This is a genomic window from Achromobacter sp. D10, assembly GCF_035282245.1.
In the GTDB taxonomy this organism is placed as follows: domain Bacteria; phylum Pseudomonadota; class Gammaproteobacteria; order Burkholderiales; family Burkholderiaceae_B; genus Achromobacter; species Achromobacter insolitus.
This window is the reverse complement of the sequence record NZ_JAYJLE010000001.1, coordinates 1133171-1148593: the sequence shown is the minus strand read 5'-3', so window position 1 is coordinate 1148593 and position 15423 is coordinate 1133171. Positions and strand designations below refer to the sequence as shown.

General features: G+C 66.6%; 11 protein-coding genes and 1 riboswitch. Of the genes, 10 read left to right on the top strand and 1 reads right to left on the bottom strand.

Annotated features, from left to right (window positions below):
- Positions 1-43: 43 nt before the first annotated feature.
- The 4 genes from VCS63_RS05515 to VCS63_RS05500 are packed head-to-tail and all read left to right on the top strand — an operon-like array spanning position 44 to position 4146.
- On the top strand, positions 44-1027 hold the full coding sequence (locus VCS63_RS05515; RefSeq protein ID WP_149063553.1) for a Bug family tripartite tricarboxylate transporter substrate binding protein: 984 nt from the start codon (positions 44-46) through the stop codon (positions 1025-1027).
- Positions 1028-1037: 10 nt separating this feature from the next.
- Positions 1038-2555 (top strand): class I adenylate-forming enzyme family protein, encoded by a 1518-nt coding sequence (locus VCS63_RS05510; RefSeq protein ID WP_323878802.1) that lies wholly within the window; start codon positions 1038-1040, stop codon positions 2553-2555.
- Positions 2552-3337 (top strand): citryl-CoA lyase, encoded by a 786-nt coding sequence (locus tag VCS63_RS05505; protein WP_042795483.1) that lies wholly within the window; start codon positions 2552-2554, stop codon positions 3335-3337. Before VCS63_RS05510 ends, VCS63_RS05505 begins: the two co-directional genes overlap by 4 nt.
- Positions 3334-4146, top strand: a complete 813-nt coding sequence (locus VCS63_RS05500) for an SDR family NAD(P)-dependent oxidoreductase (RefSeq protein WP_323878799.1) — start codon at positions 3334-3336, stop codon at positions 4144-4146. The genes VCS63_RS05505 and VCS63_RS05500 overlap by 4 nt, the downstream gene beginning before the upstream one ends.
- A gap of 17 nt (positions 4147-4163) precedes the next feature.
- Here the strand turns inward: VCS63_RS05500 and metH are convergent, their stop codons facing one another.
- The gene (gene metH / locus VCS63_RS05495; protein WP_042795485.1) at positions 4164-7937 is read right to left on the bottom strand and encodes a methionine synthase; all 3774 of its coding nucleotides are present in this window, start codon (positions 7935-7937) and stop codon (positions 4164-4166) included.
- A 158-nt stretch (positions 7938-8095) separates the two neighbouring features.
- Positions 8096-8276: riboswitch (cobalamin riboswitch) on the top strand.
- Positions 8277-8377: 101 nt separating this feature from the next.
- Here metH and VCS63_RS05490 point away from each other — a divergent pair.
- The 6 genes from VCS63_RS05490 to VCS63_RS05465 all read left to right on the top strand — a co-directional run bounded on the left by VCS63_RS05490 (position 8378) and on the right by VCS63_RS05465 (position 15416).
- Entirely contained in the window at positions 8378-10423 is a 2046-nt protein-coding gene (locus VCS63_RS05490) for a TonB-dependent receptor (RefSeq protein ID WP_042795486.1), read from the top strand.
- 53 nt (positions 10424-10476) lie between these two features.
- Positions 10477-11427 (top strand): cobalamin-binding protein, encoded by a 951-nt coding sequence (locus VCS63_RS05485; RefSeq protein WP_112966934.1) that lies wholly within the window; start codon positions 10477-10479, stop codon positions 11425-11427.
- 153 nt (positions 11428-11580) lie between these two features.
- The gene (locus tag VCS63_RS05480) at positions 11581-12384 is read left to right on the top strand and encodes a thiazole synthase (protein ID WP_063639353.1); all 804 of its coding nucleotides are present in this window, start codon (positions 11581-11583) and stop codon (positions 12382-12384) included.
- Positions 12381-13223: a bifunctional hydroxymethylpyrimidine kinase/phosphomethylpyrimidine kinase gene (gene thiD / locus VCS63_RS05475; protein WP_063639352.1), complete on the top strand. Its 843-nt coding sequence runs from the start codon at positions 12381-12383 to the stop codon at positions 13221-13223. The genes VCS63_RS05480 and thiD overlap by 4 nt, the downstream gene beginning before the upstream one ends.
- A 101-nt stretch (positions 13224-13324) precedes the next feature.
- Positions 13325-14005, top strand: coding sequence for a protein-L-isoaspartate O-methyltransferase family protein (locus tag VCS63_RS05470; RefSeq protein ID WP_042795490.1), 681 nt, complete (start codon positions 13325-13327; stop codon positions 14003-14005).
- 79 nt (positions 14006-14084) lie between these two features.
- A complete protein-coding gene (locus VCS63_RS05465) occupies positions 14085-15416 on the top strand; it encodes a TolC family outer membrane protein (protein WP_112967202.1) in 1332 nt (443 codons plus the stop codon).
- The last annotated feature ends 7 nt before the right edge of the window (positions 15417-15423 follow it).

Genomic DNA, 15423 nt, shown 5'->3' with positions numbered 1-15423 from the left:
CGCAGAGTTGTCCAAATATTAGACAAACAGGACGGAGACAACAATGAAGAAGCAGAGCAAGCGGTGGGCCTTCGCGGCAGCCGTCATAGGCGCGCTGGTCTCGGCCACGGCCCAGGCGGCCAAGCCCTATCCCGAGCGGCCCGTGACGCTGGTCGTCGGCTATGCGGCGGGCGGCGCCACCGACATCGTGGCGCGCCTGATGGCGAAATCCCTTTCGGAAGAACTGGGGCAGACCATCGTGGTCGAGAACAAGACCGGCGCCAACAGCAACATCGGCGCGGAAATCGTCTCGCGCGCCGCGCCCGACGGCTACACGCTGTACGTGGGTTCCATCGCCAATACCATCAATCGCACGCTGTACAGCCAGCTCAATTACGACTTTGTGCGGGGTTTTGAACCCGTGGGCCTTCTGGCGACCATTCCGAACATTCTGGTCGTCAACCCCAAGCTGCCGATCAAGACCGTGCAGGAATACGTGGCTTACGCCAAGACGCATCCAGGCAAGCTGACCTGCGCCTCATCCGGCAGCGGCTCTTCCATCCATCTGTCGTGCGAACTGTTCAAGATGCAGACCGGCACCGACATCCTGCACGTCCCATACCGCGGCAGCGGGCCCGCCGTGGCGGACCTGCTGGGCGGCCAGGTGGATTCCATGTTCGACAACCTGCCCTCATCGCTGCCGCACGTACAGGCTGGCAAGCTGCGCGCCATCGGCGTCACCTCGCCGCAACGCCTGCCTTCCGCCCCGGATACGCCCACCTTGGCCGAATCCGGCCTGGCCGGTTTCGACGTGGAATCCTGGTTCGGGCTGATGGCGCCTGCCGGCACGCCCAAGCCTGTCATCGAACGGCTGAACCAGGCCATGAACAAGGCGCTCTCCAGCCCCGCGCTGCAGGCGTCCTACCAGCAGTCCGGCTTCTACGCACCGCCACAGCCGAATACGCCCGAGACCTACGCCAGGAAGATCGCCAGCGAGATCGACAAATGGGGCAAGGTCGTCAAGAGCGCCAACCTCAAAGCCAATTAGGAACACCAGGATGTACCCGATAGATTTCTTCTTCCGCGCCGCCGAGCAGTATCCGGACCGCATTGCGCTGGATGGTCCCGAAGGCCGGATCACGTACGCGCGCCTGGCTGCCGATACGCGGGCGCTGGCTGCGGCCTTGCAAGACCTGGACCCCACGCCGCAGACACGCGTGGCAATCTGCGCGGGCAACTCCGCGCGGCACATCCTGGCGCTGTTGGCCGTGCTGGCCAGCGGCAAAGTGTGGGTCCCCCTCAATTACCGCAGCACCGAGCGCGAAATCGGGCGCATTCTGGACGCCACCGAACCGTCCATCGTGATCGTCGACGGCGTCGGAGCGCCGCTGGTCCCTTCGGCTCACGCGCCGCAACACCGCCGCCATGTCCACTTGGAAGATGCGGCGGCGCCGTTGACGCTGCAGACCCTGCTGACCCGCTACGCCGGGCGCGAGCCGCAACGCCACGCCTTGCCGCGCGACGCCACCCAGGCCATCAAGTTCACGGGCGGCACGACCGGGTTGCCCAAGGGCGTCATGCAGCCGTATCACGCGTGGAATGCGGGCATCATCAACCAGATCGCCAGCTGGGGACTTACGCAGGAAGACCGCTACGTCGTGGCGGCGCCCATTACGCACGGCACCGGTACGTACCTGTTGCCGGTGCTGGCGCGCGGCGGCGCCCATCTGTTGCTCGACGGCGTCACGCCGGCCAGCATCACGGCCGCCTTCCGCGAACGCGGGGGAACGCTGAGCTTCATGCCGCCCACGTTGATCTACATGATCATGGCGCAGCCCGGCGTCTCGCGCGCCGACTTCCCGCGCCTGCGCAACCTGATCTATGGCGGCGCTCCCATGCCCGTGGAAAAGATAGACAAGGCCCGCGCTTTCTTCGGCCCGGTGCTGGGCACCACCTACGGCCAGACCGAAGCTCCGCAGATCGTCACCGTGCTGCGCCCCGCCGACCTCGAAGCGCCGGAGAACCGCGCCTCGGTCGGCCGCGTCACCTGGCTGAGCGACGTCGCCATCATGTCGCCCGAAGGCGCGCTGCTGCCGCGCGGCGAAATCGGCGAGGTCGTCGTGCAGGGCGACCTGGTCATGTCGGGCTACTGGCGCCTGCCCGAGAAAACCGCCGAAACCATCGTCGATGGCTGGCTGCATACCGGCGATACCGGCCTGGTCGATGCGCGCGGCTATCTGTTCTTGAAGGATCGCCTGCGCGACGTGATCATCACGGGCGGCTTCAACATCTACCCCGTGGATGTCGAAAACGCGCTGTCCGCGCACCCCGCCGTGTACGAATGTTCGGTATTCGGCCTGCCCGACGACAAGTGGGGCGAAGCGGTCCACGCCGCCGTGCAATTCCATCCGGGCGCGCATGCCACCGAAGACGAGCTGAAAGCGCACGTGCGCGGCCTGCTCGGCCCCGTGGCGACGCCCAAGAAATTCCACATCCACGACAGCCTGCCACGCTCCAGCGTCGGCAAGGTACTCAAGAACGCCGTGCGCGACGCGGCCCTGAAGGAGACACCATGAAGACGCCCGAAACCCGCCTGTGCGCGCATCACCTCACCGGCATGTCCTACCGCGACGTAGACCTGGTCGAAGACCTGATCGGCAAGAAGACATTCACGGAAGTCATGATCATGCAGATCCTGGGCCGCGAGGCGCGCCCGGTAGACCTGCGCATCGTCGACGCCGTGCTCGTCACGCTGATGGAACATGGCCTGACGCCCAGCGCCATCGCCACGCGCTTGATCTACATGAGCGCGCCGGAAAACCTGCAAGGGGCGGTAGCGTCCGGCCTGATGGCAGTGGGAAGCCGGTTCGTCGGGACCATGGAAAACTGCTCGCGCCTGCTGGACCGCATCCGCCAGGCCGACGACGGCCGCGCCGAGGCGCTGGCTATCGCCCGCGAGCACCACGCATCCCGCAGCGCCCTGCCCGGCTTCGGCCACCATCTGCACAAGCCCGACGATCCGCGCTCGATCAAGCTGCTGGCGCTGGCCGAGGCCGAACCCGACCTGACAGGCGACTCGCTCAAGGCGCTGCGGCTGCTGGCCGCCGCGATCGACGAGACCTATGGCAAGCACATCACCATCAACGCCACCGGCGCGGTCGCCGCACTGCTCAGCGAAATCGGCGTACCCACGGAACTGATGCGCGGCTTCGCCGTCATCTCGCGTGCCGCCGGCCTGGTGTCTCACGTAGCCGAGGAACAGCAGAGCCCGTCGGGACGCTACATCTGGGAAACCATCGACCACGCCATTCCGTACGTCGGCCGCGGCAAGACCCACCAAGGCGGAGAACAGCCATGACGGCCCAGGCGCCGGACGGCCGCCTGGCGGGCAAGATCGCGCTGGTAGCCGGGGCTGGCTCGTCCGCCGCCGGCTGGAGCATAGGCAAGGCCAGCTGCGTGACGCTGGCGCGCCAGGGCGCCTCGGTCGTCACGCTGGACGCCGACCTGGCAGCCGCCGAAGATGCGGCCCATGAAGTCGAACTGGCCGGTGGCAGCGCGCTGCCGGTGCGCGCCGACGTGGCCGATGCCCACGCCATGCAGGCGGCCGTGGATGCCGCGCGGCGCCGCTACGGGCGCATCGACATCCTGCAGGCCAACGCGGGCATCGGCAAAGTGGGAGGACCGGAAGACATCTCGCTGGAAGACTGGAATCGCATCCAGCAGGTCAACGTGACCAGCCTGCTCATCGCCACGCGCTTGCTGGCGCCCATGATGCGCGAGCAAGGCGGCGGCGCCATCGTCACGGTGTCGTCGGTGGCAGGCATACGCTATACGGGGTACCCGCATCTGGCGTACAGCGTCAGCAAGGCTGCCGTGATCCACTTCGCGCGGATGGCCGCGCAGCAATATGCTCCGGACCGCATCCGCGTGAACACGGTGATCCCCGGCTTGATCGACACCCCACGCGTGGCCAGGAACGTCGCCCGCATGTTCGACGAAGACGCGCGCGCCGCCAGTGCCGCGCGCGACCGGCAGGTGCCGATGGGCCGCACGGGTACGCCTTGGGAAGTGGCGAACGCGGTGGCGTTCCTGGCCTCGGACGAGGCCTCCTACATCACGGGGACCGAACTGGTCGTGGACGGGGGACTGACAGGCAAGTACGCCTGAACGTCCCCCGCAAGTCCTCAGCCCAGGTTCGGGGCCAGGGTGCGCTTCAGATCCTCGATGCTGCGGCCGCTGCGGGCGGCGTAGTCCTGCAGCTGGTCTTCGCCGATCACGCCCACGTTGAAATACTGCGACTGCGGATGGCTGAAGTAGAAGCCGGACACGCTGGAAGCCGGATACATGGCATAGCTGTCGGTCAGCATCATGCCGATGTCAGCGCCGTCCAGCACGCGGAACATATCGGTCTTGATGACGTGTTCCGGGCAGGCCGGGTAGCCAGGAGCGGGACGGATGCCCACGTATTTCTCGGCGATCATGTCGTCATTGGACAGGGCCTCGTCGGGCGCATAGCCCCACAGGTCCTGGCGCACGCGGGCATGCAGGCATTCGGCGAAGCCTTCGGCCAGCCGGTCGGCCAGGGACTTCAGCATGATGCTGGAGTAGTCGTCCAGCGCCTTCTCGAATTCCGCTTCCTTCTTTTCGATGCCCAGGCCCGCGGTGACGGCGAACATGCCTATGTAGTCCAGCTTGCCGCTGGACTTGGGCGCGATGAAATCGGACAGTGACTTGTTGCTGACCCCTTCGCGCTTGGCGCCCTGCTGGCGCAGGTTGCGGTAGGTGAACAGCACTTCGCTGCGGGTCTCGTCCTTATAGACCTCGATGTCCTCGTCATTGACGCTATTGGCCGGGTAAAAGCCCACCACGCCATTGGCGGTAAGCCAGCGGCCTTCGATGATGCGCTTCATCATGGCCTGGCCGTCGGCGTAGACCTTGCGGGCCTGCTCGCCCACGACCTTGTCGTCCAGGATGGCCGGGAACGGGCCGAACAGGCTCCAGGTCTGGAAGAACGGCCCCCAGTCCACGTACTTGGCGATCTCGGCCAGGTCATAGCTCTTGAACGTGCGGCGGCCGATGAACTTGGGACGCGGCGGCGTGTAGTTGTCCCAATCGATCACGGGACGCGACGCGCGCGCCTCGGCCAGCGGCAGGATGGGCGTGGCCTTGCGGTTGGCATGGCGGCGGCGCACCTCTGCGTACTCCTCGGCCAATTCAGCCAGGTAGGCTTCCGATTGGTCCGACATCAGGCTGGTGGCCACGCCCACCGAACGGCTGGCGTCCGGCACATAGATGACCGGGCCTTCGTAGTTCGGCGCGATCTTCACGGCGGTGTGCACGCGGCTGGTCGTGGCGCCGCCGATCATGAGCGGCAGCTTGCGGCTGCGGAAGTACTCGTCGCGCTGCATTTCACTGGCCACGTAGGCCATTTCTTCCAGGCTCGGCGTAATCAGGCCGGACAGGCCGACGATGTCGGCGTTTTCTTCCTTGGCCTTCTCCAGGATCTGGGCGCAGGGCACCATTACGCCCATGTTCACGACTTCGAAGTTATTGCACTGCAGGACCACTGACACGATGTTCTTGCCGATGTCGTGCACGTCGCCCTTGACCGTGGCGATGACGATCTTGCCCTTGGCCCGCACGTCGCCGCCCGCCGCCGCGATCTGGCGCTTTTCTTCTTCGATGAAGGGCACCAGGTGGGCCACGGCCTGCTTCATGACGCGGGCGGACTTCACCACCTGCGGCAGGAACATCTTGCCCTCGCCGAACAGGTCGCCCACCACATTCATGCCGTCCATCAGCGGGCCTTCGATGACCTCGATCGGGCGCCCGCCGCGCGCGGCGATCTTCTGGCGCACTTCCTCGGTGTCTTCGACGATGTAGGTCGTGATGCCGTGCACCAGCGCGTGCGACAGCCGCGCCTCGACGGATGCAGCGCGCCAGGTCAGGTCTTCTTCTTTCTTGGCTCCCGAACCCTTCACGCTGTCGGCAAACTGCACCAGGCGTTCCGTGGGCGTGCGCTCGTCATCGGCGTCCGTCTTGCCCACGGGGTCGGCGCGGTCCAGCACCACGTCCTCGACCAGATCGCGCAACTTGGGGTCCAGGTCGGCGTACACGCCCAACTGTCCGGCGTTGACGATGCCCATCGTCATGCCTTCCTTGACGGCGTAATACAGGAATACCGTGTGAATGGCCTCGCGCATCGGCTCGTTGCCGCGGAACGAGAAACTGACGTTGGACACACCGCCCGAAATGCGGGCGTAGGGCAGATTCTGGCGGATCCAGCGCGTGCCTTCGATGAAGTCCACGGCGTAATGGTTGTGCTCGTCGATGCCGGTGGCGACCGCGAAGACGTTCGGATCGAAGATGATGTCCTCGGGCGGGAAACCTTCTTCGTCGACCAGGATCTTGTAGGCGCGGCCGCAAATTTCCTTGCGGCGCTCCAGCGTGTCGGCCTGGCCCTGTTCATCGAACGCCATCACCACCACCGCCGCGCCGTACCGGCGGCACAGGCGCGCATGGTGGCGGAAGGGTTCCAGCCCTTCCTTCATGGAGATCGAGTTCACCACGGGCTTGCCCTGCACGCATTTCAAGCCCTCTTCGATGACCTCCCACTTGGAGCTGTCGATCATGATCGGCACGCGCGCGATGTCGGGCTCGGAGGCGATCAGGTTGAGGAAGCGGCGCATGCACGCGACCGAATCCAGCATCGCCTCGTCCATGTTGATGTCGATGATCTGCGCGCCGTTCTCGACCTGTTGGCGGGCCACGGCCAGCGCTTCGTCGTATTTTTCTTCGCGGATCAGGCGGGCGAACATCTTGCTGCCCGTCACGTTGGTGCGTTCGCCCACGTTGACGTAGAGCGTGTCTTCGTCGATGTTCAGGGGCTCCAGGCCCGACAAACGGGTCTTGACCGGCACCTCCGGCACCACGCGCGGCGTCAGCGCCAGAACCTTGGCGGCAATCTCGCGGATGTGATCCGGCGTCGTGCCGCAACAGCCGCCCGACATGTTCACCAGTCCGGAACGGGCGAACTCCTCAAGCAGCGCGGAAGTGTCGGCCGGCGTTTCGTCGAAACCGGTTTCCGCCATGGGGTTGGGCAGGCCGGCGTTCGGATACACGCAGACGTAGGTGTCGCAGATGCGGGCCAGCTCGGCCACGTAGGGGCGCATCAGCGCCGCGCCCAGCGCGCAGTTCAGGCCGATCGTGATGGGACGCGCATGGCGCACCGAATTCCAGAAGGCCTCCACGGTCTGGCCGGACAGGATGCGGCCGGACGCGTCCGTCACCGTGCCCGAAATCATGACGGGCAGGCGCACGCCCCGCGCCTCGAACACTTCCTCGGTGGCGAAAATGGCTGCCTTGGCGTTCAGGGTGTCGAAAATGGTTTCGATCAGGACAATGTCGATGCCGCCGTCCAGCAAACCGTTGAGCTGCTCCACATAGGCAACGCGCAGTTCCTCGAAGGTGACGTTGCGCGCGCCCGGATCGTTCACGTCCGGCGAGATCGATGCCGTCTTGGGCTGCGGACCCAGCGCGCCTGCCACGAAACGCGGCCGCTCGGGCGTGCTGTAGGCGTCACAGGCCTCGCGCGCCAGGCGGGCCGACACCAGGTTCAGCTCGTAGGCCAGTTCCGGCAGGTCGTAGTCGCCCTGCGCGATCGTGGTGGCGCCGAAGGTGTTGGTCTCGATGACGTCGGCGCCGGCCTCGAGGTACTGGCGGTGGATCTCGGAGATCACGTCCGGCCGCACCAGCGACAGCAGTTCGTTGTTGCCCTTCACGTCCTTGCCGTGGGCGGCGAAGCGCTCGCCACGGAAGTCCGCCTCGCCCAGCTTGTAGCGCTGGATCATGGTGCCCATGGCGCCATCCAGGATCAGGATGCGCTTGCCCAGCAGGCGGGCAAAGTCGCCGCCACGGGTATAGGCTTCGGGAGGGTATGGCAGGCGGGGATACGACACGGGCAGGTCCGGAGGGGGTTGGCAACGACGGCGCAATGTGGCGAAAAAGCGAAAAACGCCGCAAAAACAAGCCCTGATCGTAACAAAACGGGCCTATTTCCGCCTCCCGGTGATACAGTTTCGGCCCCGAACCGGTGCTTTCGGCGCAAAGGGCAGGCAAGAACGCAACACTTGCCGGCCGCGTGCGAAAGGTAAACGGGAAACAGGAAGACCTCCCAGGACTGCGGCCCCACAAGGCGCCGGCAACCCTGGCTCCAGCCTGTGCTGCCCCCGCAACGGTCCCCATGCGCGCAATGCGCCCATGGCAGCCCGATACCGGCCTGTTCGATCGCCAGGATGCCCATGCATTGCCGCCAGGCCCTCACCGGCCCGCCGCGGCTTGGACCTCCTCCCCATCGTGAATGACCTGCGGGGTCGCGGGTCGCATCGAGGTTACGTAGATGAAAACCCGCTCCATCCGGCGCTACGCCGGCGCCCTGCTCTGCTCCGCTCCGGCCGTCGCCGCCGCCCAGCAAGCCGCCTCCACCCCTCCCCAGCTCGACGCCATCACTGTCACCGCCCAGCGCGTGCCGACCGACGGCCGCACACTGCCGGTGTCCATTTCGGTCATCACCGCCGAGGACATCGCCGCGGCTAGCGCCCGCACCATGCAGGACCTGCTGTCGACCCAGGCTGGCATCCACCTGATCAACACCAGCAGCTCCAGCGACAATTCCATCGTCGACCTGCGCGGTTTCGGCATCACCGGCGCGAGCAATACGCTGATCCTGATCGACGGCGTGAAGCAGAACACCAACGACCTGTCGGCTCCCAGCCTGGGCGTGGTGCCGCTGGACCAGGTCGAGCGCATAGAGATCGTGCGCGGCAGCGGCTCAGTGCAGTATGGCGGCGGCACCACCGGCGGGGTAATCAACATCATCACCCGTTCGGATTTCGCCAAGGAGCCGGTCAGTGCCCGCGCCACCGCCACCTTCGGCAGCTACGGCCTGCGCCAGTACGACGCCGCCGTGGCCATGAACAATGAAAAAGTCGGCGTAGACGCCTATATGCAATCGCTGCACAGCGATGGCTACCGCGATCACAGCGGCGAGCGCCGCGAAGGTGGCGGCGGCGGCATCACGTTCCGCCATGACGACGGCTCGATCCGCCTGTACGGCCGCACCACCACGCAGAAGCTGGAGTTGCCCGGCCCGCGCACGATCAACCCGACGACGGGGCTGAACGAGTACCAGGACGATCCGCGCGGCTCGAAGAACGACATCGATTACGTCAAGACCACCACGACCACCTTCGGCCTGCAACTGGAGCAGGCGATCGGCGCCGGCACGCTGTACGCCGACCTGTCGACCCGCGAAAAGAAGCTGGACGGCCTGACGTACGACGGCTTCGGCGACATCCTGCGTGACCAGAAGCTGGAAGAGAACATCGCCAGCCTGCGCTACCGCCTGCCGATCACCGGCGGCCACAGCATCGTCTTCGGGGCCGATGGCCAGGAAGCCAAGACCACCGCCAACCAGAATGCCTATTACGACTTCCAGCCGTCGAAGTGGCAGTCTCGCCAGCATCAATATGGCCTGTTCGCCGAAGGCCAGGTCCGCGCCACCGACACTACCTACGTGACGGCCGGCGTGCGCCGCCAGTACGCGTCCGACGACCTGGACGTGATTTCCGGTTCGGGCACGGCGTCAGACCGCAGCAATCACCTGACCGCCTGGCAGCTGGGCGTGCGCCAGGACCTGCCCGCCGGCTTCGGCGTGTACGGCAAGGTCGGCCGCAGCTTCCGCCTGCCCAACGCCGACGAACTGCTGTCGGTGCAGACCCCGCTGGCCCCGCAAACGTCCACCGACAAGGAAATCGGCGTGACCTGGCAATCGGCCAGCAGCAGCGCGCGCCTGTCGTACTTCCGCTATGACCTGACCAATGAGATCCAGTACAACCCGCTGGCCGACGGCATCTGGGGCCCGGGCACCGGCGCCAATACCAACCTGGACCCGACCCGCCGCCAAGGCATCGAACTGGAAGGCCACACCGCGATTTCCAGCAGCCTCACGCTGGATGCGAACCTGACCTGGATGGAAGCGCAGTTCCGCTCCGGCACCTATGCCGGCGTGGACCTGTCGGGCAAGACCGTGCCGCTGGCGCCCAAGTGGCTGGCGAATGCCGGCGTGACCTGGCGCCCCACCGATGCGTTCCTGTGGAACGTCACGGCGCAGTATGTCGGCAAGTCGCGCATGGACAACGACCAGGCCAACCAGTTCGCCAAGGAGCTGGATGCCTACGTACTGTTCAACACCAAAGTGGCCTACAAGTTCACGCGCAATATCGAAGGCGCCATCGGCGTGAACAACATCTTCGACCGCCAGTACGCCACCTACGGCATCCGCGGCGGCAACGCGTCGTTCGAAATGCTGGGCCCGGTCGCCAACTACAGCCTGTACCCCGCTCCTGGCCGCAATTTCTACGCGTCGCTCACGCTGCGCTACTGATCGCGGCATTCCGATATAGTCGGCGTTCCCCGCTGGCTATATCGGCTTCCGGCATGATCCACGCAAACGCCTACCCACACGTTGAACCGGGGCTGTTCCAGGCCCTGGGCTCGCGGCTGGCCGCGGGCCTAGCCGTGGGGCTTGTGGCAGGCCTTGCAGCTAACCCTGCCGTGGCTGGCCCGGCCGCAGGCACCGCCGTACAGGTCCGCGACGACCAGGGCCGCACGATCTCGCTGGCCGCGCCCGCGCGCCGCGCCGTCACCCTGGCCCCGCATGCAACCGAACTCGTCTATGCGGCAGGCGCCGGCGACCACGTCATTGCCACCATCCGCGGCAGTGACTATCCGCCCGCCGCCCGCCAACTGCCCGTCATCGGGGACGGCACCCAACCGGATCCCGAGCGCGTGGCGGCGGTCCGCCCCGACCTGCTGATCGCCTGGCAGCCCGGCGCTGCCGCGCCCCTGGCCCGGGTGATGGACAAGCTGGGCGTACCGGTGTTCTATAGCGACCCGCTGACCCTGGCCGCCATCCCCGACGCGGTCGAACGCATGGGCGCGCTGTTCGGCACCGAAGCGCAGGCGCGGCCCGCCGCGCAGGCCCTGCGCGCTCGCCTGGAGGCTCTGGCCGCGCGCTATGCGGGCCGCCGCCCCGTGCGCGTCTTCGTGCAGGCGGGGCTGGATCCCATCTACACCCTGAACGACAGCAGCATCGTCAGCGACGCCCTGCGCGTCTGCGGCGGCGTCAATGTCTTCGGCCAGGCGCCTGTGGTGGCGCCCCAGGTCTCGCTGGAAAGCGTGCTGGCGGCCCGGCCCGAGGCGGTGCTGGCGGGGATATCCCGCCCGGAGGACGCCGCCCGCAACCTGGCCGCCTGGCAGGCGCTTGGGCTGCCCGCTGCCCGGTTGGGCCACGTGTACGGTGTGGATGCCGATGCCCTGTACCGACCGGGCCCGCGCCTGATCGACGCCGCCGAAGCGATCTGCGCCGATCTGGACCGGTTGCGCTGACCATCCGGTGCGCATGCCGTGATCTTCAAATAGTGGAACGCCACATTTCACCGGCCGCATCTGCCGCGCTGCCGCGTGCTTTATCATTCGAGCAACGAATCGCCAGTCCCCGCGGGCCTCGCATCGTGCGCACCCGCCCTTTGAACCTCCGCCATGACCACTCAAGACACTCTCACCATCGCCGGCCGCGCCTACTCGTCGCGCCTGCTCGTCGGCACCGGCAAGTACAAGGACTTTGAACAGACCCGCGCTGCGCTGGACGCCAGCGGCACCGAGATCGTCACCGTCGCGATCCGCCGCACCAATATCGGCCAGAACGCGGGCGAACCGAACCTGCTGGACTACGTCCCGCCGTCGAAATTCACGCTGCTGCCCAATACCGCCGGCTGCTATAGCGCCGACGACGCCGTACGCACGCTGCGCCTGGCGCGCGAGCTGCTGGACGGCCACGACCTGGTGAAGCTGGAAGTGCTGGGCGACCCGCACACCCTGTTCCCCAACATGCCCGAAACCCTCAAGGCCACCAAGACGCTCGTGGACGACGGCTTCAAGGTCATGGTGTATTGCACCGACGACCCCATCCAGTGCCGCATGCTGGAAGACCTGGGCGCTGTCGCCGTGATGCCGCTGGCCTCGCTGATCGGCTCTGGCATGGGCATCCTGAACCCCTGGAACCTGCGCCTGATCATCGAGCAGGCCCGCGTGCCCATCGTGGTGGACGCCGGCGTGGGCACCGCCTCGGACGCGGCCATCGCCATGGAACTGGGCTGCGACGCCGTCCTGATGAACACCGCCATCGCCGGTGCGCGCGATCCCATCCTCATGGCCAGCGCCATGAAGAAGGGCGTGGAAGCCGGCCGCGAGGCCTTCCTGGCCGGCCGGATGCCCAAGAAGCTGTATAGCGGCGCCCCCAGTTCCCCCACCGAAGGCCTGATCACGGCCGGCGCCCCCAAATGAGCAGCCGCCAACAGGCCGCCAGCGGCCGCCCCATTCCCAACGCACTGACGATCGCCGGCGTCGACCCGTCCGGCGGTGCCGGCATACTGGCCGACGTCAAGGCGATGAGCGCGCTGGGCGCCTACGGCTGCGCGGTGATCGCCGCGTTGACGGCGCAGAACACCCAGGGCGTCACCGGCATCTCGGCGGTCCAGCCGGCCTTTGTCGGCCAGCAGATCGACACGCTGTTCGCGGACGTACGCATCGACGCAGTCAAGATCGGCATGCTGGGCCAGCAGCCGGTCATCCAGGTGGTGGCCGAGAAGCTCGCCAAATGGGCCCCCGCCCACGTGGTGCTGGATCCGGTCATGGTGGCCAAGAGCGGCGACCTGCTGCTGGAACGCGACGCCGTGGGCGCCATGCGCGAAGCCCTGCTGCCCCAGGCCACGCTGCTGACGCCCAACCTGCCCGAGGCCGGCGTGCTGCTGGAAGAACGCCCGGTCGAAACCGTCAAGGAAATGCGGCGCGTGGCCGAACGCCTGCGCAACAAGCTGGCGCATTCAGGCGAACGCTGGGTGCTGGTCAAGGGTGGCCACCTGCCGGGCAACGACACCATCGATCTGCTGCACGATGGCGACCGCATGATCGAGCTGCCTGGCCACCGCATTGAAACCGTCAATACGCACGGCACCGGCTGCACCCTGTCGGCGGCGCTGGCCGCCCTGCTGCCGCAAACCGGGGACGTACCCGAGGCAGCGCGCCGCGCCAAGGCCTATCTGACCGAGGCCATCCGCCACGCGGAGCGCCTTTCGGTAGGTTCCGGCCACGGCCCGGTGCACCACTTCCACGCCTGGTGGTAGTCCCGGGCGGCGCCTGAAACATCTGTCGGCGGGGCGGCGCGTCACAGTACGCTACGAATCGGTACAATGGTCTGTTGATTCCTCTGTTTTTTCTGACCGTCATGAACGCTTCGACCCTGCCCGACGTAGAACAAGCCCGCTTCAACATGGTGGAACAGCAGATCCGCCCGTGGGACGTTCTGGACGCCAACGTGCTGCAAGCGCTGTTCGACGTGCGCCGCGAACAATTCGTTCCGCCGGCCCTGCGCGCGCTGGCGTTTTCCGACCTGGAACTGCCGCTTGAGATCAATGCGGTCAACACCCGCCAAAACATGCTGGCGCCCAAGGTGGAAGCCCGCCTCGCGCAAGAATTGCTGCTGACCAAGTCCGACTGTGTCCTGGAAATCGGCACCGGCTCCGGCTACCAGGCCGCGCTGCTGGGCTATCTGGCGCAGCAAGTCACCTCGGTCGAGATCGACAGCCGCCTGGTGACGTTCGCCCAGCAGAACCTGCAGATGAACAACGTCACCAACGTCAAGGTTGAAACCGGCGATGCCCGCAACGGCTGGGGCTCCACCGAGTACGACGCCATTCTGGTCACCGGCTCCGTGCCGACCGTTCCCGATGCGCTGAAGTACCAGCTGCGCGTGGGCGGCCGCCTCGTCGTGGTCGTGGGCCAGGCCCCCATCATGACCGCCTGTCGCATTACCCGCACCACCGCGGCCAGCTTCGAAACCGTGAACCTGTTCGAAACCGTCATCAAGCCGCTGCGCGGCGTCGCGGTCTCCCAGTTCAAGTTCTGACCCTCAACCCTGCCGCCGGGCGCCCGCCCCGCCATCACGGCGGCAGCGGCCCGGGCGGCCCGGCGTATCGTTGACCATCATGCGTGTCCGATTGCTAACGGCTTTACTGGTTTTTACCTGCGCCGCAATCGTCGGCACGTCGCCCGTCCGCGCGCAGAACCTGATCCAGATCTGGCAGTCCGCGCTGGTCCATGACCCGATCTACGCCGCCGCCCGCGCCAACTACCGCGCCGGCCTGGAAAAAGAACCCCAGGCCCGCTCCCTGCTCCTGCCCCTGATCTCCGCCGAAGCGGGCGGCGCCTACCAGGAAACCCGCAGCACCCGAGGCCTGGGCGTCGCCTACAGCGGCGGACGCGCCGTCTGGGACCTGTCCCTGACCCAACCCTTGTTCGACTGGGGCCGCTGGCAGAATTTCGAGCAATCCAAGCTGATCGTCGCGGACGTCGAGGTGCAGCTGCAGCAGGCCTTCCAGGACCTTTTGCTGCGCGTGGCGGATGCCTACTTCAACGTGCTCTACGCTCAGGACACGCTGACCGCCACCGAGGCCGAAAAGGCCGCCGTGGCCGGGCAGCTCGAATCCGCCAAGCGCAATTTCGAGCTGGGTAACGCGACGATCACAGACACCTACGAGGCCCAGGCGCGCTACGACCTGGTGGTAGCCCAGGAATTGCGCCTGCAGAACGATCTGGATGTCCGCCGCGACGAGCTGGCCAAGATCATCGGCACGGCCCCGGGCGCGCTGGCCGAACTGCCCTACGGCGTGCAACTGCCCGCGCCGCAACCCGCGCGCGTGGCCGACTGGAGCAATCAGGCCGAGGCAGCCAGCCTGGATGTGCTGCGGGCCCAGCTGTCCACCCGCATCGCCGGGCGCGAGATCCAGATCGCCAAGAGCGGCCACTATCCCACGCTGAACCTGCGGGCCACCAGCGGCAGCGCCAGCGATGCGGTCATGGGCAACGCCGCGCCAGGCAAACCGATCGACAACACGATCGGCGTCGTGCTGTCGATTCCGCTGTATGCAGGCGGCGGCGTCTCTTCGCAAGTGACGGAAAAGGTCCAGCTGGAACAGAAAGCACGCCACGACTACGAGGCCGCGCGCCGCCAGGCTGTCCAGGCCGCGCGCCAGTACTACACCGGCGTCACCAGCGGCCTGGCCCGCATCCAGGCGCTTGAGGCCGGTGAAAAATCCAGCCGCGCCGCGGTCGAGGCCAACCGCACCGGCTACGAGGTCGGCGTGCGCATCAACCTGGATGTGCTCAATGCCCAGCAACAGCTCTACGCCACGCAGCGCGACCTGGCCCTGGCGCGTTACAGCACCGTCCTCGCCAGCCTGCGCCTGAAGGCCACCAGCGGCATCCTGGCAGAAACGGACCTGGAAGCGATCAACCGCTTGCTGCGGGAACCGCGCTGACCCGCCG